Annotated in this window: 20 protein-coding genes; 14 read left to right on the forward strand and 6 right to left on the reverse strand. The window is 44.0% G+C overall.

Going from position 1 to position 19,752, the window contains the following annotated elements; genetic code table 11:
• Positions 1-79: 79 nt before the first annotated feature.
• Entirely contained in the window at positions 80-574 is a 495-nt protein-coding gene (lrp, locus tag K6Y31_RS12715; RefSeq protein ID WP_232800566.1) for a leucine-responsive transcriptional regulator Lrp, read from the reverse strand.
• 150 nt (positions 575-724) lie between these two features.
• On the opposite strand from lrp, the gene ald reads away from it, so the two are divergent.
• The 3 genes from ald to K6Y31_RS12730 all read left to right on the forward strand — a co-directional run bounded on the left by ald (position 725) and on the right by K6Y31_RS12730 (position 4,268).
• Positions 725-1,843, forward strand: a complete 1,119-nt coding sequence (ald, locus tag K6Y31_RS12720; protein ID WP_233053248.1) for an alanine dehydrogenase — start codon at positions 725-727, stop codon at positions 1,841-1,843.
• A gap of 191 nt (positions 1,844-2,034) precedes the next feature.
• The gene (gene trxB / locus K6Y31_RS12725) at positions 2,035-2,991 is read left to right on the forward strand and encodes a thioredoxin-disulfide reductase (protein WP_233053256.1); all 957 of its coding nucleotides are present in this window, start codon (positions 2,035-2,037) and stop codon (positions 2,989-2,991) included.
• Positions 2,992-3,005: 14 nt separating this feature from the next.
• Positions 3,006-4,268 (forward strand): diguanylate cyclase, encoded by a 1,263-nt coding sequence (locus K6Y31_RS12730; protein WP_233053258.1) that lies wholly within the window; start codon positions 3,006-3,008, stop codon positions 4,266-4,268.
• Between the two features lie 11 nt (positions 4,269-4,279).
• Here the strand turns inward: K6Y31_RS12730 and K6Y31_RS12735 are convergent, their stop codons facing one another.
• Positions 4,280-4,783, reverse strand: coding sequence for an outer membrane lipoprotein (locus K6Y31_RS12735; protein ID WP_233053260.1), 504 nt, complete (start codon positions 4,781-4,783; stop codon positions 4,280-4,282).
• A gap of 28 nt (positions 4,784-4,811) precedes the next feature.
• Between K6Y31_RS12735 and aat the strand changes: the two genes are divergently transcribed.
• The 3 genes from aat (at position 4,812) to infA (ending at position 6,514) form a co-directional block, all read left to right on the forward strand.
• On the forward strand, positions 4,812-5,525 hold the full coding sequence (gene aat, locus K6Y31_RS12740) for a leucyl/phenylalanyl-tRNA--protein transferase (RefSeq protein ID WP_233053268.1): 714 nt from the start codon (positions 4,812-4,814) through the stop codon (positions 5,523-5,525).
• On the forward strand, positions 5,486-6,211 hold the full coding sequence (locus K6Y31_RS12745) for an arginyltransferase (RefSeq protein WP_233053275.1): 726 nt from the start codon (positions 5,486-5,488) through the stop codon (positions 6,209-6,211). The genes aat and K6Y31_RS12745 overlap by 40 nt, the downstream gene beginning before the upstream one ends.
• 84 nt (positions 6,212-6,295) lie before the next feature.
• Complete coding sequence (gene infA, locus K6Y31_RS12750; RefSeq protein ID WP_119910160.1) at positions 6,296-6,514, forward strand: translation initiation factor IF-1; 219 nt, start codon at positions 6,296-6,298, stop codon at positions 6,512-6,514.
• A gap of 62 nt (positions 6,515-6,576) precedes the next feature.
• Here infA and clpA read toward each other — a convergent pair whose 3' ends face one another.
• Positions 6,577-8,838 carry an ATP-dependent Clp protease ATP-binding subunit ClpA gene (clpA, locus tag K6Y31_RS12755; protein WP_233053277.1) on the reverse strand — a complete coding sequence of 754 codons (2,262 nt, stop codon included), beginning with the start codon at positions 8,836-8,838 and terminating at the stop codon, positions 6,577-6,579.
• A gap of 43 nt (positions 8,839-8,881) precedes the next feature.
• Positions 8,882-9,199 carry an ATP-dependent Clp protease adapter ClpS gene (gene clpS, locus K6Y31_RS12760; protein ID WP_233053279.1) on the reverse strand — a complete coding sequence of 106 codons (318 nt, stop codon included), beginning with the start codon at positions 9,197-9,199 and terminating at the stop codon, positions 8,882-8,884.
• 218 nt (positions 9,200-9,417) lie between these two features.
• Between clpS and cspD the strand changes: the two genes are divergently transcribed.
• From cspD to K6Y31_RS12795, 7 genes are all read left to right on the forward strand, one after another.
• Entirely contained in the window at positions 9,418-9,630 is a 213-nt protein-coding gene (cspD, locus tag K6Y31_RS12765; RefSeq protein WP_232800557.1) for a cold shock domain-containing protein CspD, read from the forward strand.
• Between the two features lie 183 nt (positions 9,631-9,813).
• Positions 9,814-10,485: a pseudouridine synthase gene (locus tag K6Y31_RS12770; protein WP_233053281.1), complete on the forward strand. Its 672-nt coding sequence runs from the start codon at positions 9,814-9,816 to the stop codon at positions 10,483-10,485.
• Complete coding sequence (locus K6Y31_RS12775; protein WP_233053284.1) at positions 10,478-10,936, forward strand: NUDIX hydrolase; 459 nt, start codon at positions 10,478-10,480, stop codon at positions 10,934-10,936. Before K6Y31_RS12770 ends, K6Y31_RS12775 begins: the two co-directional genes overlap by 8 nt.
• A 146-nt stretch (positions 10,937-11,082) precedes the next feature.
• The gene (gene mnmA / locus K6Y31_RS12780; protein ID WP_233053291.1) at positions 11,083-12,204 is read left to right on the forward strand and encodes a tRNA 2-thiouridine(34) synthase MnmA; all 1,122 of its coding nucleotides are present in this window, start codon (positions 11,083-11,085) and stop codon (positions 12,202-12,204) included.
• The gene (hflD, locus tag K6Y31_RS12785; RefSeq protein ID WP_233053297.1) at positions 12,197-12,820 is read left to right on the forward strand and encodes a high frequency lysogenization protein HflD; all 624 of its coding nucleotides are present in this window, start codon (positions 12,197-12,199) and stop codon (positions 12,818-12,820) included. Before mnmA ends, hflD begins: the two co-directional genes overlap by 8 nt.
• A 79-nt stretch (positions 12,821-12,899) precedes the next feature.
• Positions 12,900-14,267 carry an adenylosuccinate lyase gene (purB, locus tag K6Y31_RS12790; RefSeq protein WP_233053299.1) on the forward strand — a complete coding sequence of 456 codons (1,368 nt, stop codon included), beginning with the start codon at positions 12,900-12,902 and terminating at the stop codon, positions 14,265-14,267.
• Between the two features lie 54 nt (positions 14,268-14,321).
• The gene (locus K6Y31_RS12795; protein ID WP_233053301.1) at positions 14,322-15,485 is read left to right on the forward strand and encodes a cupin domain-containing protein; all 1,164 of its coding nucleotides are present in this window, start codon (positions 14,322-14,324) and stop codon (positions 15,483-15,485) included.
• Between the two features lie 39 nt (positions 15,486-15,524).
• Here K6Y31_RS12795 and K6Y31_RS12800 read toward each other — a convergent pair whose 3' ends face one another.
• Positions 15,525-16,379: a PA4780 family RIO1-like protein kinase gene (locus K6Y31_RS12800; protein WP_233053303.1), complete on the reverse strand. Its 855-nt coding sequence runs from the start codon at positions 16,377-16,379 to the stop codon at positions 15,525-15,527.
• Entirely contained in the window at positions 16,376-17,452 is a 1,077-nt protein-coding gene (locus K6Y31_RS12805) for a peptidase M42 (RefSeq protein ID WP_233053310.1), read from the reverse strand. Before K6Y31_RS12805 ends, K6Y31_RS12800 begins: the two co-directional genes overlap by 4 nt.
• A gap of 507 nt (positions 17,453-17,959) precedes the next feature.
• On the opposite strand from K6Y31_RS12805, the gene K6Y31_RS12810 reads away from it, so the two are divergent.
• Entirely contained in the window at positions 17,960-19,702 is a 1,743-nt protein-coding gene (locus K6Y31_RS12810; RefSeq protein ID WP_233053319.1) for an ABC transporter ATP-binding protein, read from the forward strand.
• Positions 19,703-19,752 lie beyond the last annotated feature (50 nt).

Consider the following 19,752-nt stretch of genomic DNA (forward strand, 5'->3'; position numbering starts at 1 on the left):
TTTAAACGCCTGAAGAGAAAATAAAAAAAGCGGCATTTAGCCGCTCTTTATTGTATCCATTTCAATGCTGAGGTAAAGCTTAGCGAGTCTTTATCACTAAAGAATTAGACTGTTTCACTTCTTCCATTACGACATAAGTTCGAGTATCGTTTACACCAGGTAAACGTAACAGTGTTTCGCCTAACAACTTGCGGTAAGCCGACATGTCACACACTCGAGTTTTAAGTAGGTAATCAAAATCGCCAGAAACAAGATGACATTCTTGGATTTCTTCTAATTCCTGAACCGCACTATTGAATTGTTCAAACACATCTGGTGCGCCGCGATTAAGGGTTATTTCAACAAACACCAACAAGGACGCATCTAGGTATAATGGGTTTAGAATTGCCGTGTAACCTTTAATATAACCTTGGCGTTCAAGGCGGCGAACACGTTCTAAACAAGGCGTCGGGCTTAAACCAACACGCTTAGAGAGCTCAACATTAGAGATTCGGCCATCTTTTTGTAACTCATTTAAGATGTTACGGTCGATGCGATCCAAATCCTTAAGTGGTCTAGTATTTACTTCCATCATTATTATATTCCATTTAATTACATCCCAGTAAAATAATATCACGCTTTAAATTTAATTATAGGTGCATAAGCGGTTATTTTTCCGCCTATACTAGCGTGATAGCCTTTTATTTTTTCTCAACCCAGACCCCAACACATAGCGAGGTAAATAATGATCATTGGCGTACCAAAAGAAATCAAAAATCACGAGTACCGCGTTGGCTTAGTTCCATCTAGTGTGCGAGAACTAACTCGCCTAGGCCACATAGTCAATATTGAAACTAATGCCGGTGCAGGAATTGACCTCACCGATGCTGAGTTTGCAGCAGCTGGAGCAAACATAGTTGCCAGTGCTAATGAACTATTCTCAAAATCAGAGATGATAGTCAAGGTAAAAGAGCCGCTAGCGTCAGAAAGAGCATTACTCAAACCTGAACACGTGCTTTTTACCTATTTACATTTAGCGCCAGATCTGCTCCAAACTGAGGATCTTATCAAGAGTCGAGCCACATGTATAGCATATGAAACTGTTACTGATAAAAATGGCACGTTGCCATTACTGTCACCCATGTCAGAGGTAGCAGGTAGAATGGCCATCCAAGCTGGGGCGATGGCGCTCGAGAAGTCTTGGGGTGGCAGAGGCTTACTGTTAGCAGGGGTCCCCGGGGTAGCACCGGCTAAAGTACTCGTGATTGGCGGAGGAAAAGTTGGCCAAAATGCCATTAAGATAGCGATTGGTATGGGTGCTAATGTGACTGTTTTAGATAAAAATATTAATACCTTAGAAAAATTGGATCAGCAATATGCCAATACCCTAACCACCCTTTATTCAAATGCTGAAAACTTAGAACAAGAAGTTATCCGTGCTGATTTAGTGATCGCCGCCGTACTCCTACCCGGCGCAGCGGCCCCCAAGCTCATCAGCAAAGCCTTGCTGAAAAAAATGAAACCGGGCGCGGTGATAGTCGATGTTGCGATAGACCAAGGGGGTTGCTGTGAAACCTCTCACGCCACCACCCATGATGATCCTATTTATATTGTTGATAACATAGTGCATTATTGTGTAGCCAATATGCCCGGCGCAGTTGCTAGAACGGCCACTTTCGCTCTCAATCATGCCACCCTCCCCTATGTTATTAAACTTGCAGAGCTGGGAGCAGTGGAAGCGATGCGTCAAGATCCAGGCTTACTGGCAGGACTAAATGTTTTTAATGGTCAAATAACCAACGAGCAAGTCGCCATTGGCCAACAAAAGCCCTGGATCTCAGCCGAAAAGGTGCTTAATTTATAAAAAAACTCAAAAGGAGCTTATATTTTCAGCTCCTTTTTTTATAAAATATAACAAATTGTTCTGTTAACATATTTATCTATTGACCATTTTCGCCACTTTGCGGTGATTTATTCTGCAGATATATTTCGCCGCTTTACCCACTGTTATTATTTCCATACAATCACCTCAAGCATTACTAGAAGAGACTTGCAATGAGCGAACCAAAACACTGTAAATTATTAATTTTAGGCTCCGGCCCTGCTGGTTACACTGCCGCTGTTTACGCTGCACGAGCCAATCTAAACCCGGTTTTAGTAACAGGTATGCAGCAAGGTGGTCAGTTAACCACCACCACCGAAGTTGAGAACTGGCCTGGCGATGCACACGGCCTAACAGGTCCTGCGTTAATGGATCGCATGAAAGAGCACGCAGAGCGCTTTGAAACAGAAATTTTATTTGACCACATTCACACCGTCGATGTGCAAAACAGACCGTTTACCTTAACTGGCGACAGCGGCGTGTACACTTGTGATGCATTGATCATCGCCACTGGTGCATCAGCACGTTACCTAGGCTTACCATCAGAAGAAGCATTTAAAGGTCGGGGTGTATCTGCATGTGCCACCTGTGACGGTTTCTTTTACCGCAATCAGAAGGTGGCCGTCATTGGCGGCGGTAATACCGCTGTTGAAGAAGCTTTATACCTATCTAACATTGCTTCTGAAGTGCACCTAGTTCATCGCCGAGAAGAATTTCGCTCGGAAAAGATTTTACTTGACCGCCTGCAAGACAAAGTAGCAAACGGCAACATCATCCTCCACTTAAACCGCACCTTAGATGAAGTATTGGGTGATGAAATGGGCGTAACGGCTATGCGCATCAAGGACACACAATCAGATGTGACAGAAAATGTTGATGTGATGGGTGTATTTGTCGCAATCGGCCACAGTCCGAATACCGATATTTTTAAAGGCCAGCTCGATATGAAAGATGGATATTTAACCATTCAATCTGGCACTCAAGGTAACGCAACACAAACCAGTGTTGCCGGTGTGTTTGCCGCAGGAGATGTGGCAGATCACATTTATCGCCAAGCGATCACCTCTGCTGGCAGTGGTTGTATGGCAGCATTAGACGCTGAGCGCTATCTTGATAATATAGCGAAATAAAAAATGAGGTAGGGATGAAAAAAATACTGGTCATTGAAGATAGCAGTACCGTTAGAAATATCTTACTGCAAGTGATCCAAAAAACCTTAAACATCCCTACCGACTCCGCAGAGAGCATGGCTCAATGCAGAGATCTGATTAAAAAAAATGGCAGCAACGCCTACTTTGCAGCCATGGTTGACTTAAACCTCCCCGATGCCGCCGCTGGCGAAGCCGTTGCCTATACTCTGGCTCATCAACTCCCCTCTATTGTTTTAACTGGCGATTACAACGAGACCATGCGCACTAAGTTACTCAATATGGGTGTGGTTGATTACGTCATTAAAGACAGTACCTATTCTTTTAATTATGCGATTAGCTTGTTACAGCGTTTACATAAGAATCAGTTTATAAAACTGCTCGTCGTCGAGGACTCAAAGGTAGCTCGCAGTTATATGGTGGATCTGTTAAAACAACACTTATTCCAGATTTATACTGCCTGTGACGGCGTCGAAGCACTTTCAGTACTAGAGCAAGAGCCAGATATAAAAATTCTTTTAACTGATTACAACATGCCGAATATGGACGGTTTTCAGCTGGTTCAAACCTTACGTAAACGCTTTGATAAAAATCAGTTAGCCATTATTGGAGTGTCATCAACCGATAACCCTTCTTTGTCGGCACGCTTCATCAAACATGGCGCCAATGATTTTCTTAGTAAACCTTTTATTCATGAAGAGTTATATTGCCGAGTGAATCAAACCCTTGATCATATTGAGCTCGTTGCAGAAACCCAAAATGCAGCCAACCGTGACTTTATGACAAAATTGTATAACCGTCGCTACCTATTCAATCAAGGCGCCCAAATTCATGCTAACGCAAAACAGGGCCAATATAGTTTGGCGGTAGTCAGCATGGATATTGATCATTTCAAAGAAGTGAACGATACCTACAGCCATGAAGTGGGTGATATTGTATTAAAGCATGTTGCCAATATGCTCACAATTTGCTTTCCAAAGTCTTTGGTTGCCCGCCTGGGCGGTGAGGAATTCTGTATTTTGATGACCGATACCGACAACGAACTAGCCAGCGCTCGGCTTAATAAATTTCGCGAGAAGCTAGCACTGAGTCCAATCTTAGCCAATGACCAAGATATTTGGATAACCGCCAGTTTTGGTGTCACCAACTTTATTGATGACACTCTCGACAGCCAGCTTAATCGTGCTGACCGATTACTTTATGAAGCAAAAAACGATGGCCGCAATCGCGTTTACAACGACACCGATGCTAATTTTTAGTTTATCGTGTTTTAGTAAGCAATATCGACTCTGACGCCTTCATCGAAATACAATAGACGAACGGCGTCTCCTCGTTTAAATCGCATATTAGAATCATTGTCTTGAATGACATTAATCAGTTCGCCTTGCTCTGTTTTCAGCAGCAGTTCAACCAGCTGATATTCCATGATAACAGGCGTTTGTGAACGGTAATCGGCCATCCCCGCCCCCAACACAGCGCCAGCTGTGGTGGCAACAACTTGCCCTGTTCCGCCACCAAACTGATAGCCAATTAAGCCACCGATCAGTGCCCCCGATAAGGTATGCCAGCCATTACGAGTCGATTGGATCACTTGTTGTTTAGTTATATTTCTTACGGAGTCTACCGAAGCAAATACAACTTGATTCACAGGCCGGGCGACATTACGCTGGTAAAGATCGGCCCCGTGAGCGTTAAGTGAAATAAAGCTCGAGCTGAGTAAAGCAACGCTAATCAAAACGAGTCGCATCGACGAATAGCATTTATGATGCGCCATAATTACCTTCTTATTTAGCTGAATGTTCATGAATCATTTTATAACGCAATTAAGCCAGCAAGCGAGTTTATTTCCTGATCCAAGTTTAGCATTAACAGAGCCCGATGGTTTACTGGCGGTAGGCGGTGATCTAAGTCCTGCTCGGCTGTTAGCAGCTTATCGCAAAGGTATTTTTCCTTGGTACAGCGATGATCAACCCATAATGTGGTGGAGCCCTAGTGAGCGGGCAACGATAAAACCGAGTCAAGTGCACATAAGCCGCTCAATGGCGCGCTTGATTCGTCAAGATAAATTTGAAATAACCGTCAATGTTAGCTTTACTGAAGTAATAAAGGCCTGCGCCGATGAACGCAAAGACGATGGCACTTGGATCACGCCTGATATGCAACAGGCTTATACCCAACTGCATCAACTGGGTCACGCTCACTCAATTGAGGTTTGGCAACAAGCGCAGCTAGTGGGCGGTATCTACGGCGTCAGCATCGGGCGTTTATTTTGCGGTGAATCCATGTTTCACCGCGCAACTAACGCATCCAAAATAGCCTTTATCGCATTATGTCAGCATTTCAAGCAACATGGTGGTAACTTAATTGATGCACAAATTCCCAATCCACATCTCACTTCACTCGGGGTCAAGTCACAAACGCGAGCTGATTTTCTCATTCAAGCACAACAGCTGACAAAAGAACCAATAGGAACGCAATGTTGGACAAAACAAACGATCCATCTGAAATCATCTTAAAAGTCGGCCTCACGCCTGAGCACCCTTGTAGCTACTTACCGGAAAAAAAAGAACAGCTATTGGTCATGATGGACCCAGGTATGTTCAACCCTCATGATTATGAGCGACTCCTGAGTTTAGGCTTTCGTCGCAGTGGGAAAGATATTTATCGCCCCCACTGCCTTCATTGCCAACAATGTCAATCAATTCGCTTGCCTGTTGACCACATTAAACTAACAAAAAGCCAAAAACGCGTAGCGAATAAAAACCAAGGATTAGTCGTCACCATCAGTCATCAGAATAAGCCCGAATATTTCGAACTCTATCAAAAGTACATTAATGCCCGCCATCAAGACGGAAGTATGTATCCGGCCAACCTCCTCCAATACGAACAATTTGTCCTTGCACCTTGGCTGTCACCACATTACTTAGAGTTTTATGACCAAGAGCAACTTATTGCTGTGGCAGTAACCGATGTCGGCGCATCGAGCTTAAGTGCGATGTACACCTTTTATGACCCCGATTTTGAACATTTGTCTCTTGGCACCTACGCCATTTTGCAGCAGTTACACTATGCCGCAACGCTCAAATTACCTTGGTTATACCTTGGATACCAAGTCGATGACTGCGAAAAAATGAATTATAAGACCCGATTTTCGCCTTATGAGCGCTTGATCCGCGGTGATTGGCATAAATTCACGAATTAAATTGAGCGATTTCTTTACCCTTTCATGCAAATCTGGCATTATTCGGCGGTCAAAAAATAGCTTAAATTGCAAACCGAGGACTCGATGGCGAAAGAAGACAATATTGAAATGCAGGGAACTGTGTTAGACACACTACCAAATACCATGTTCCGTGTAGAACTAGAAAATGGTCATGTTGTGACAGCACACATATCCGGTAAAATGCGTAAAAACTATATCCGCATTCTCACTGGAGATAAGGTGACTGTTGCTTTGACACCTTACGACTTATCCAAAGGACGTATCGTGTTCCGCGCAAGATAATCTTCGCCATAAAAAAACCAGCTTTCGCTGGTTTTTTTTGGTGTCAACTTTAGTACCCAGCGCTAAGCGACGGGCTCTCCCACCTCTGAATAATTAAACTTAAGTTCATCATCTTTAAGAGACACACGCACATCTCCTCCGCCAACTAATCCACCAAATAAAATTTCATTGGCTAAAGGCTTTTTCAAATGCTCTTGAATCACTCTCGCCATTGGACGAGCGCCCATAGATTTGTCGTAACCTTTAGTCGCAAGCCACTCGCGTGCATCTTGATCGACCACCATAGATACACCTTTCTTATCAAGCTGCGCTTGCAGTTCAACAATAAACTTATCGACAACTTGGTAAATCACATTGATATCAAGATGATTAAACCAAATAATGTTGTCTAAGCGGTTTCTAAACTCTGGTGAGAAAGTACGATTGATCTCGTCTAACGCGTCATAGCTTTGATCTTGCGCTTTAAAGCCAATGCTATTTCGCACCGTCTCTTGCACGCCCGCATTAGTGGTCATCACTAAAATGATATTGCGAAAATCAGCTTTACGACCATTATTATCGGTTAATGTCCCATGGTCCATCACTTGCAACAGTAGATTAAACACATCTGAATGCGCCTTTTCTATTTCATCAAGTAATACCACGCTGTGTGGGTGCTTGATGACGGCATCGGTTAACATCCCCCCTTGGTCATAGCCAACGTAGCCTGGAGGCGCACCAATTAAGCGAGAAACCGCGTGACGCTCCATATACTCTGACATATCAAAGCGAATAAGCTCAACACCCATTACTTTCGCAATTTGTTGCGTCACTTCTGTTTTACCAACCCCTGTTGGGCCTGCAAACAAAAATGAGCCCACCGGCTTCACTTCATTACCTAAGCCAGAGCGGCTCAAACGGATCGCATCAGTCAGCGCTTCAATGGCATTATCCTGACCAAACACCACCATTTTTAAATTGCGTGATAGGTTTTTCAAAATATCTTTGTCAGAAGCCGAAACCGATTTTTTCGGAATGCGGGCCATTTTTGATACGATGGCCTCAATATCGCCCACATTAATGGTTTTACGTCGTCTGCTGATCGGCAATAAGCGTACACTTGCCCCCGCTTCATCAATAACATCAATCGCTTTATCAGGTAAGTGACGCTCGTTGATGTATTTCGCACTTAATTCAGCCGCTGCGCGTAATGCCTTAGCGGTGTAACGCACATCATGATGTTGCTCATAGCGAGGCTTAAGCCCCATTAATATACGTGTTGTATCGTCAACAGACGGCTCCACAATATCAATTTTTTGGAATCGACGTGCCAAGGCGCGATCTTTCTCAAAAATCTGATTATATTCTTGATAAGTGGTTGAACCAATACAACGCAATAGACCATTACTTAATAACGGCTTAATTAGGTTCGCCGCATCCATTTGTCCGCCTGACGCTGCCCCAGCACCAATAATGGTGTGAATTTCATCAATGAACAAAATGGCGTTGTCTTTTTTCTCAATTTGTTTAAGTAAGTTTTTAAAACGCTTCTCAAAATCGCCACGGTATTTAGTGCCCGCCAACAACGAGCCCATATCTAATGAATAGATAGTGCTATCAGCAATTACATCAGGCACTTCGCCGTGCACAATACGGTAAGCTAAACCTTCAGCAATCGCAGTTTTACCTACCCCTGCCTCGCCCACTAACAGCGGATTATTTTTACGACGGCGACACAGCACTTGAATACTACGATTTAGCTCCTCATCACGGCCTATTAACGGGTCAATTCGCCCCTCAAGAACCAGCTGATTTAAATTAGCGGCATAATTTTCAAGTTTAACGCTACCTTCCTCCCCCGCCTCATCCATCATTGGCGAGTCTGGACCTGAATTATGTTCATTGTCATCGTTTTTACGAATACCATGAGACAAGTAATTCACCACGTCTAAGCGTGACATGTCGGATTTTTTCAAAAAGTAAACTGCTTGTGATTCTTGCTCACTAAAAATAGCCACCAGCACATTCGCGCCTGACACTTCGGTATTACCCGAAGATTGAACATGAAACACCGCGCGTTGCAACACCCGCTGAAAACCTAATGTTGGCTGAGTTTCACGATCAATATCATCAACTGGAATAAGTGGCGTTGTTTGCTCGATGAATTCAGTGATTTCTTTACGTAATGCGTCAATATCAGCATTGCATGCCTTAAATGCATCACTGGCAGACGGATTGTCTAACAAGGCAAGTAATAAATGCTCGACCGTCATAAACTCATGACGATTTAACCTAGCTCTTTTAAATGCGTCGTTAAGTGTATGCTCTAGCTCTTTATTTAACATATGACACTCCCAAAAATACTACGACGAAAAGACGAACTCTTAATCAATCCTTTTCCATGGTGCACAATAAAGGATGTTCATTGTCTCGTGCATAGGTGTTGACTTGAACTACTTTGGTTTCTGCAATCTCTGCAGTAAATATGCCACAAATACCTTTTCCATGGTGATGAACGCTTAACATGATCTGTGTGGCCTTATCCATGTCCGCGTTAAAAAAACGTTGTAACACTTCTATCACAAAATCCATCGGTGTGTAATCGTCATTATTTAATATTACCTTATACAACGACGGTGGTTGGATTTTGGTTTTAACTTCATCGAGTAACTGATTATCGTGATTAGGTTCGTGAATTTTGCTCATAGTAAAATACTAGTATCTCTGGTGGACGAATGCGAAATAGTTTTTGTCACGATGAACATCACAAACAGACCGATTCATTTGCAATAACACCTTGACTATGTCTGGATTTTTACTAAATTGATATATTGATGATATTTATCATTATACGTTGATATCTTAAAGCGTAACAGACATGATTTTTTAGGGTTTATTTCAATCAACAATAAGGATGCAGATGTATGGCAACCGGTACGGTTAAATGGTTCAACAATGCAAAAGGTTTTGGCTTTATTTGTGCTGAAGAAGGCGGTGAAGACATATTTGCACATTATTCAACCATACAAATGGAAGGCTATCGCACACTGAAAGCCGGACAACAAGTGCAGTTTGAAACGCACGCAGGTCCAAAAGGCTCACACGCCACCGAAATTTGCCCCTTAGAGCAAAAATAAGGCTTCTAGACAAAAAAGCAGGGCCTCCTGCTTTTTTGTATTTTACGCACTTTGGCTCAAAAAAACACCTGCTTCATTTTGAACAATATCATTCAGCAATAAATAGCCGTTTTATCTCTTTTATCTCTCTATTTCTTTGCTATCATTGCGCCATCAACTTAACGACACACTGATTGATCCGCTATGGGAACACAGCCAACGCGACAGAGCCAGAAACGCCCAACGAATAAGTCGGCAACCAGTATTACCAGACGAAGAACGGCATTACGTAAATCTAAACCTTTTAATAAGCCGGCTCCAGAGCCAAGCCAAACGCGCGTCATTTTATTTAATAAGCCATTTGACGTGCTCAGTCAGTTCACTGACGATACTAACCGCGCTACATTAAAAAACTTTATTGATATTCCAGAAGTTTATGCTGCAGGGCGCCTAGATCGTGACAGTGAAGGCCTATTAGTGCTAACCAATAACGGTAAGCTGCAAGCAAAAATCACCTCACCAAAAGCCAATACCAGTAAGACATACTGGGTACAAGTGGAAGGTGAACCAAGCGACAAGCAACTGGAACAATTAAGAAACGGCGTTGAACTCAAAGACGGCATGACCTTGCCGGCACAAGTCGAAGTGATGGCTTCGCCAGAACTTTGGCCACGGAATCCGCCTATACGAGAGCGTAAAAACATCCCTACTACTTGGCTAGCCATAAGTATTAGTGAAGGACGTAATCGTCAAGTTAGGCGCATGACGGCACATATCGGCCACCCAACATTACGTTTAGTCCGCTACCGTATAGGCAATTGGACCCTAGACGGCATTAATTCTGGACAATATAAAGAGGTTTCAGACCATGTTTAGCCCCCATGTTACCGTAGCTTGTATCATCAAATACAAGCAAAAATACTTAGTTGTTGAAGAGCTGGATAACGGCCGAACGGTATTGAATCAGCCCGCTGGCCATTTAGAGTCTGACGAATCACTTGTTGCCGCGGTATCACGTGAAGTATGGGAAGAAACAGGTTTATCTATTACTCCGCAAGGGTTAGTAGGCAGCTATTTATTTACCAGTCCAATCAACAACATCACGTATTTACGCTTTTGTTTTTATTATGAATTCGAACAAGCGCCGCCAGCATGTAAACCGCAAGATGCTGACATTATTAACTGCCATTGGCTTACTCTTGCCGAGCTTGAAGCTGAACAAACTAAATTGCGTAGTGCCTTAGTGTTAGAAGTGATTGAAGATTTTGCCGCCGGCCAACAAGCCGACTTGTCGTTGGTCAAACACTATCCTCTTGCCACCGTTTAAGGCTATTTAAAATGGTAAGTGAAATAACGCTGTTGACGGCAAAAAATCGCCATTAAAGAAATAACTGTGGTCTAACTCACAAAGCTGTTTTAGGCCGCTAAATTCTGCTAGAATCACGCCCGTTTTTCCCCAGAGAATAAATTAATATGACAGACAATAGTCAAACTAAAGTAATCGTTGGTATGTCCGGCGGTGTCGATTCTTCCGTATCTGCGTATTTATTGCTTCAACAAGGCTATCAAGTTGAAGGCTTGTTTATGAAAAACTGGGAAGAAGATGACAACGAAGAATACTGCGCTGCAGCCGAAGATTTAAAAGATGCCCAAGCCGTTTGTGACAAACTGGGCATCCCTTTGCACACCATCAACTTTGCCGCAGAGTATTGGGATAATGTTTTTGAACATTTTCTTGAAGAATACAAAGCGGGTCGTACGCCCAATCCCGATATTCTATGTAATAAAGAAATAAAGTTTAAAGCCTTCCTTGAATTTACCAGTGAAGAGCTCGGCGCAGACTACATCGCCATGGGTCACTATGTACAAAACCGTTGTGTTGATGGCCAATGGCAAATGCTGCGAGGCCTAGACGACAACAAAGATCAAAGCTATTTTCTCTACACCTTAAGTGCAGAGCAAGTCGGCAAAACTTTATTCCCTGTTGGTAATATTGAAAAACCGCAAGTACGCAAGATTGCCGAAGAACAAGGTTTAGTCACTCATAACAAAAAAGACAGCACCGGCATCTGCTTCATCGGCGAACGTAAATTCACCGACTTTTTACAGCAATATTTACCTGCACAGCCGGGCAACATTGAAACCACCGAAGGCGACGTAATCGGTCAACATCAAGGCTTGATGTATCACACCCTCGGTCAACGTAAAGGCCTACACATTGGCGGTTTACAAGACGGCAATGGTGAACCTTGGTACGTCGTTGAAAAAGATCTGGTGCGCAATGTATTAGTCGTCGGCCAAGGCGCTGACCACCCTGCGCTATTTTCCTACGGTTTTGACGCCACTCAAGTACATTGGGTTAACCGCACTCCACTTGCCGCACCACTGCGTTGCACAGTGAAGACACGTTACCGTCAACATGATGTGCCCTGTGTGGTGACGCAAACCGGGCCTGACAGCTTGTCGGTGATATTTGACGAACCAGAGAAAGCCGTCACACCGGGGCAATCTGCCGTATTCTATTTGGACGAAGTCTGCCTTGGCGGCGCCGTCATCGATCACCAATACCGTGAGAAACCGACTGCAAATGAGTAAAGAACTATACGACCGCACCATTGCCTTTGCTGGCATTTGGCAAGCCGCCTCTTTGGTCGAGGAAGTAGCCCGAACAGGTAACTGCAACCAAGAGCAATTAAGCCACACTTTAAATGCATTGTTAGTGACGAATCCAGATTCAACACTGTCGGTATATGGTGAGCTAGCTAGCCTAAAGCGGGGCTTTAACGTATTGGTCGAGCAGCTAGAAAACCAAACAGATCCTAAAAATATTGCCATCACCCGCTACGTGATCGGGTTACTTGCGCTGGAGAAAAAACTAGCCAAACGCAATGATGCCATGAATGTGCTAGCCGAACGGATCACTCAGGTGAAGCGCCAAACTGCCCACTTTGAGCTGGTTGACGAACAAATATTAGGTAACCTCGCCGATATCTACAGCGATGTGATCAGCCCGCTAGGACCACGCATTCAAGTGCAAGGCAATCCTGACCAGTTAAAGCAAACTCGGGTGCAACAAACCATCCGCGCCTTATTGCTATCGGGAATTCGTGCCAGCGTACTGTGGCGACAAGTCGGTGGTAAACGTCGGCACATTATTTTTTCGCGTAAAAAAATGATCGAGCAAGCCAAAATCAATTTGGCGCGAATTTAACAACCAATACAACTCAGTCAGCTGAGCTGGCTGTCATAATCAAGTCAGCTCAGCTGACGCATGCAAACAGGAGTAAGCAATGGAACTTTCAGCACTAACGGCTGTGTCTCCGGTCGATGGCCGTTACGGCAGTAAAACTGCACTGTTACGTTCGATTTTTAGTGAATTTGGACTGATTAAATACCGAGTGCAGGTAGAAGTTCGCTGGTTACAAAAATTAGCCGCTACCACAGGCGTAGCCGAAGTACCGGCATTTAGCGCTGATGCCAATGCGGTATTAGACGCCATTGTTGCTAACTTCTCAGAAGAAGACGCACAACGTGTTAAAACCATTGAAGCCACCACCAACCACGACGTCAAAGCGGTTGAGTACTTCTTAAAAGAAAAAGTTGCGCAACATGCTGAGCTTGATGCGGTGTCTGAGTTCATCCACTTTGCTTGTACTTCAGAAGACATTAACAACACCTCTCACGGCTTAATGCTAACGGAAGCGCGTAATGAAGTGGTATTGCCTTACTGCGATAAAATCGTTGCAGCTATCCGCGGCCTAGCAAAAGCATACCGTGATACGCCTATGCTATCTCGTACTCACGGTCAGCCTGCTTCACCTACTACCTTAGGTAAAGAAATGGCTAACGTAGTCGCGCGTTTAGAGCGTCAAGTTAAGCAAATCAAAGCGGTTGAATTTTTAGGTAAAACCAACGGCGCGGTAGGTAACTACAACGCCCACCTTAGCGCTTACCCTGAAGTAAACTGGGAACAATTTGCCGAAGAGTTTGTTACTGGCCTAGGGCTAACTTTCAACCCTTACACCACACAAATTGAGCCACACGATTACATCGCCGAATTCTTCGATGCTATCGCGCGTTTCAACACCATCTTGCTTGATTTTGACCGCGACATTTGGGGCTACATTTGCCTAGGTCACTTTAAGCAAAAAACCATTGCCGGTGAAATTGGTTCATCAACCATGCCCCATAAAGTTAACCCTATCGACTTTGAAAACTCGGAAGGTAACTTAGGCTTAGCCAATGCTATTTTTGATCACCTTGCGGCGAAACTTCCTGTTTCTCGTTGGCAACGTGACCTAACCGATTCAACGGTATTGCGTAACTTAGGCGTGGCGATTGGTTACTCTGTGATTGCGTACGAAGCAAGCTTGAAAGGTATCAGTAAGCTTGAAGCCAACGAGCAAAACATGGCTGACGATCTAAATGGTAACTGGGAAGTATTGGCCGAGCCAATTCAAACCGTGATGCGCCGTTACGGCATCGAAAAGCCATACGAAAAGCTAAAAGAGCTCACTCGTGGTAAGCGTGTCAACGCACAAGGCATCGCTGAGTTTATTGACACTTTGGAACTTCCAGAGTCAGTAAAAGCTGAACTTAAGCTATTAACGCCTGCTAATTACATCGGTATTGCGGTGAAATTAACAGACGATCTATAAGCGACTTAATCGCACTATTAATTAGCCGCAACTAGTCTCCTAGGCGCGGCTTTTTTGTCTCTACCATCTAAAGAGCTTACCCGTATGACCATGCAATTACAGCTGGATATTAATCACTTCTTATCTACCTATTGGCAACGCAAGCCGTTGTTTATCAAACAAGGCATTGCCAATTTTAGTGATCTTATCAGCCCCGAAGAAATGGCTGGTTTAGCCATGGAAGAGGAAGTGCAATCACGCATGGTGATGCGCCGTGATGATAAGTGGCAAGCCCAGTGTGGCCCTTTTACCGACTTTAGTCCATTGGAGAGCAATGGCTCAACCTTACTGAATCAGGCTGTTAACCATTGGCATGCCCCCTGTGGCGATTTAGTTGATTTATTCCAGTTTATCCCAAATTGGCGATTTGACGACCTAATGATCAGCTACTCAACCCCAGAAGGTGGCGTAGGCCCTCATATCGACCAATACTGCGTTTTCATTATTCAAGGCCAAGGTAAGCGCCATTGGCGCGTCGGTGAAAAACAAGATCTCGAAGAGTTTACCTCAGACCAAGCCCTTAAACATTGCGGTCCGTTTCAAGCCTGCATCGACGTGGTGATGGAGCCGGGTGATATTCTCTATATTCCGCCTGGCTGCCCACATGAAGGGTACGCAGTTGAAAGCTCACTTAATTACTCCGTGGGTTTTCGCGCCCCGGACCAAAAAGAGCTACTCAACGATTTTACCGACCACTTATTGCAGCAAGATCGCAGTTACACCCGTTACAGTGATCCAGAGCTAAGGGCAGAGCAAAATTATGGGGAAATAAACGCCCATGAAACTAATAAGCTCACGGCGCTATTAAGTGATTTAGTTAATCAACCCGATGTCATCTTGCCTTTTTTTGGCCAGCACTTTTCCAGCTCCAATCATGAATTGGACATCTTACCGCTGGCGGAACAAGAGCAATGGGATCAAGCCAGCTTAATTGACGCATTGGCAGCCGGTGAATATGCCGAGAAGGTTGCTGGGTTAAAGTTTATCTATTTAACCGAACTAACCAACACTGTATTTGTGAACGGTCAGCAATATCAAGTAGACAGCGCAGCATTAAAGGATTACCAGATTTTGTGTCAAGGGGGTTGCAATCAAATGAGCGTATTACGAATTTTACAAGGTCAGCATCATCAACCTTTATTAGATTGGTTTAATGCTGGATATTTGTATTTAGTCTAGGCTACTCGCCACCGTGAACGGTGGCGGTTTAGGGATAAATTAATCTTCTAAGGTTTCTTGTTGGCGCAATTGCTTGGTTTCGGCTTCTAATTGCGCAGCAAAAATTTCGTCTAACACCGAGTCGACATTAGCGGCTTGAGCTGACTCTTTAAAGTAGCCCGTTAACTCCGTATCGGGTGATAAATCGCCCACTTCATACAACGCCCACATTTCTTTAGCGTATTGAGTAGTCAACAGCTCAGGAGCATACTGGCCGTAATAAGCGCGCATATTATTAACATCACGCTCAAACATCCATTTCGCATTGTTATTAGCAGCAGCATTCACGGCTTGGGGTAAATCAATGATCACCGGACCGTAGTCATCCACCAACACGTTAAACTCCGACAAGTCGCCGTGCACTATGCCAATACACAGCATTCGTTGAATGTAGTTAATCATCACTTGGTGGTCTTCAATCGCCTGCTCAGCTGACATACTGACATCATTAAGCCTTGAAGCCACAGTGCCATCTTCTTCTGTCACTAGCTCCATAATAAGCACACCATCAAAACAACCGTAAGGCTGCGGTACACGCACGCCTGCCCGCTCTAACGCGTATAAGGCATCGACTTCGGCATTTTGCCAAATTTTTTCTTGTTCATTACGACCAAAATTCGAGCCTTTCTCCATCGCGCGAGCACGACGGCTATTACGCACTTTACGCCCTTCACGGTATTGCACCGCTTGCTTAAAACTCCGTTTCGCTGCCTCTTTGTAAACCTTAGCGCAGCGAATTTCATCACCGCAACGCACTACGTAAACGGCGGCTTCTTTGCCACTCATCAATTGGCTTATCACCTCGTCAACAATGCCGTCTTCTACTAAAGACAAAATTTGCGCAGGTACCTTCATATAACGTTTTGACCCTCGGTTGTGATCCCTGATAATTCTAATAAAAGAGATAAAAATGCGTCACTTGAGCCTAATAATGCCGACTCTTCCATGGTGTGATAGCCCATTGTTGGGACTTGTAAAGTAGTGCCTTGAACGAAGCCGTTTGATGCCGCCGTGATCCGGCCTAACTCGGTACTGCCTAATGATGCAGGCTCCCTTCCTTCAGCCAAAGCAATGTTGTTTTGCGCTTCAATATAAGCATCTTTGTACGCATAAGATATGCCATTACTGAGACAGATCTGCTCTAATTTATCCGTTAACGCTTCATTAAAGCTCGCATTAGCATCGCGACGACGCAACACCACTTGCTGCGCTTCTAAGCTAGCGCGATCAGGAAACGGACTGGTGTCCACCACAATAAGCTTATCCGTTGCGCCATTAAAGCGGCGAAACCATTCTAATAAATAGCGCCAACTGCTGCCTGATTCTTCTTCAGCGGTGAAAAAGGCCGTACCTTGGAAACCTAAACCGAATAAATGTACTAATGCCGCAGCCGTCATCACATTATCTAGCTGACCCGTGAGTAAGCCGTCTTGCATTTTTAAGCTATCGGTAAACGCCACTGGTGTGCCCGCCACTAAGTGCTCTAACCCTTCTACTTCAAAAATAAGGTTATTACGAAACTCACAAATGTAAGCATTTTTGATCATGCCAGCACCGCGATATGAACCAGACCAAGGCTCATAGGCCGTTAGCGGTACGTTGCGAAACCGATCTACTATCTTGGTCATTAACTTTTCAGATACCGAGTTACCCAGTAAGTCAGAGCGGTGACCGGTAACAAATGCCGCATATTGAAATTCATTTGGGCCGGTACAAATTAAGCCATGACGGTCAATATGCGCTGAAAACATAGCACTTTCTGGCTGGTTGCCTTGGGCAACCAGTAATCCTTCGTACCAAGTCACTTTAGCACCACGCTCTTCCAGCTCACGCTGGAGCACCCGAAAAAATGAATGTTCAGCCCCAACTACACTTGGTTGGCGGATCAAAACGCGCAATAAATCGATAAAGTTTTGGTGTTTATTCAATGTTAGCTTCCAAGCTCGGCAATCATCATTTGGGCACAATAAATCCATTTTCTCTTTCATGCCATGCATATTTGGTAAATAAGATGAATAATTTAAAGCCGCTCGCTAATTAGACATTTTTTAACTTGAACGCTACAAGTAATGTAATTAGTCGAAAAAACCAAATAAGCGAGATGATTCAGATAATGACATCAAAAACAGATCTACAGCTAGATGACAAATAAAGAATAGGTTTAACTACTACCAAAAATCACAAAATAAGAATTTTTATCCTTAAACCCAGCATAATAATTTGCATGGAGTTACGTACCAATGTGAATATAAATGTTGTTTAAATGAAAATAATTCAAAAATACCGCTTTTTTACACATAAATATTAGATTTTTATGTCGCGAATATGTGATCAAACAGCTTTACATATTATTCACTAAGATCTAATTTAGCCCACCATAAAGCTAAATTAATTCACTATAGTTATAGCCTAAATTAAAAACAAAGGACTTAGGATTGAGTCAGAGTAAGCATATGTCACTACTTGAAGTGCAGCACCTTCAAATTGAATATCCCTCACGCCATGGCGTGATGGTGGCGGTCAAAGACCTTTCTTTATCAGTTGAAGCGGGAGAAATTGTCGGCATTGTTGGCGAGTCTGGCGCGGGCAAATCAACCATCGGCAACGCCGTTATCGACCTACTAAGCCCACCGGGTGTCATAGCCAACGGCGAGGTATTGTTAAATGGTGAAAAAATTTCCGGTCTCACTCGCGAGCAAATGCGCACGGTGCGTGGCTCAAAAATTGGTTTTATTTTCCAAGATCCGATGACCTCACTCAATACCCTGTTCACCATTGAACAACAAATGGTCGAAACGGTGTTAGCTAATGAAAAAGTAACCTATGAAGAAGCATATCAACGCTCGATTGACATGCTTAATGCCGTTGGTATACCTAAGCCTGAGCTGCGCATTAAACAATACCCTCATCAGTTTTCTGGCGGCATGCGCCAACGTGTGGTGATCGCCATTGCCTTGATTTGTAATCCACAATTAATCATTGCCGATGAGCCAACCACCGCGCTGGATGTTTCGATTCAAGATCAAATCCTGCAATTGATTAAAACCCTGTGTAAAGAGCGTCAAGTCGGCTGCATGCTAGTCACACATGATATGGGCGTAGTATCGAGTGTGACGGATAAAGTGGCCGTGATGTACCGCGGCGAGCTAGTCGAAATGGGCACCACCAGCCAGGTATTAGGTGCGCCGGAACATGAATACACTAAAAGCCTGATTTCTGCGGTGCCGCGCAGTGACATTAAACTGGTGCGCTTTCCAATGGTTAATTACATTGAAGCAGCAGAAGAGTTACACCAACTGGATATTGCCAATCACTGGCTGGGTCAATCTCAAGACCAAAAAGCGTATCAAGGGCCATTGCTTAAAGTGGAAAACGTCAACTTGCGTTTTACGACTAAAGACTCCATTTTTGCCAGTCGCCGTGAATACGTGCAGGCCTCCAATAATGTGTCATTTGAAATAGTTGAGGGCGAGACATTCGGCTTAGTCGGTGAAAGTGGCAGTGGTAAATCAACTATCGCGCGTGCCATAGCCGGTTTATATGCGCCGCAAAGTGGCAAAATCACCTTTGAGGGCATCGATCTTACCGCACTTAAAAATGAGCAAGCGCGCCGACCAATTCGCCGTCAAATGCAAATGGTGTTTCAAAACCCATACACCTCCATGAACCCAAGAATGAAGGTGGCTGACATTATTGCTGAGCCGATTCGCTTTCACAAACTGGCCGAAAATAATCAACAAGTGGACCAAATTGTGGCCGATTTACTCGATCACGTCGGGCTGGGTCGCAAAGCAGGCATTAAATACCCCCATGAATTTTCCGGTGGTCAGCGCCAGCGTATTTCTATTGCGCGTGCCCTAGCAACAAGGCCACGGTTCTTAATTTGTGATGAGCCAACGTCAGCATTAGATGTATCAGTGCAGGCGCAAATATTAAATTTATTGAAAGACCTACAAGATGAATTAAATCTCACTATGCTGTTTATTAGTCATGACTTGCCCGTGATCAGACAAATGTGCGATCGCGTGGGTGTGATGCGACATGGCAGCTTAGTTGAAGTAGGTGAAAGTGAACAAATCTTTACTTCGCCACAGGATGAATACAGTAAGAGCTTGATTTCTTTAATGCCTTCATTTGAGAACTTGAGTAAAGCACACTTACAAATTGCATCATCCTAAGTAAAAATTAAGTAACACATAAACAAGTCGCAATATAGCGATAGCAACAG

The sequence above is a fragment of the Motilimonas cestriensis genome, assembly GCF_021295315.1.
Classification (GTDB): domain Bacteria; phylum Pseudomonadota; class Gammaproteobacteria; order Enterobacterales; family CBDFNC01; genus Motilimonas; species Motilimonas cestriensis.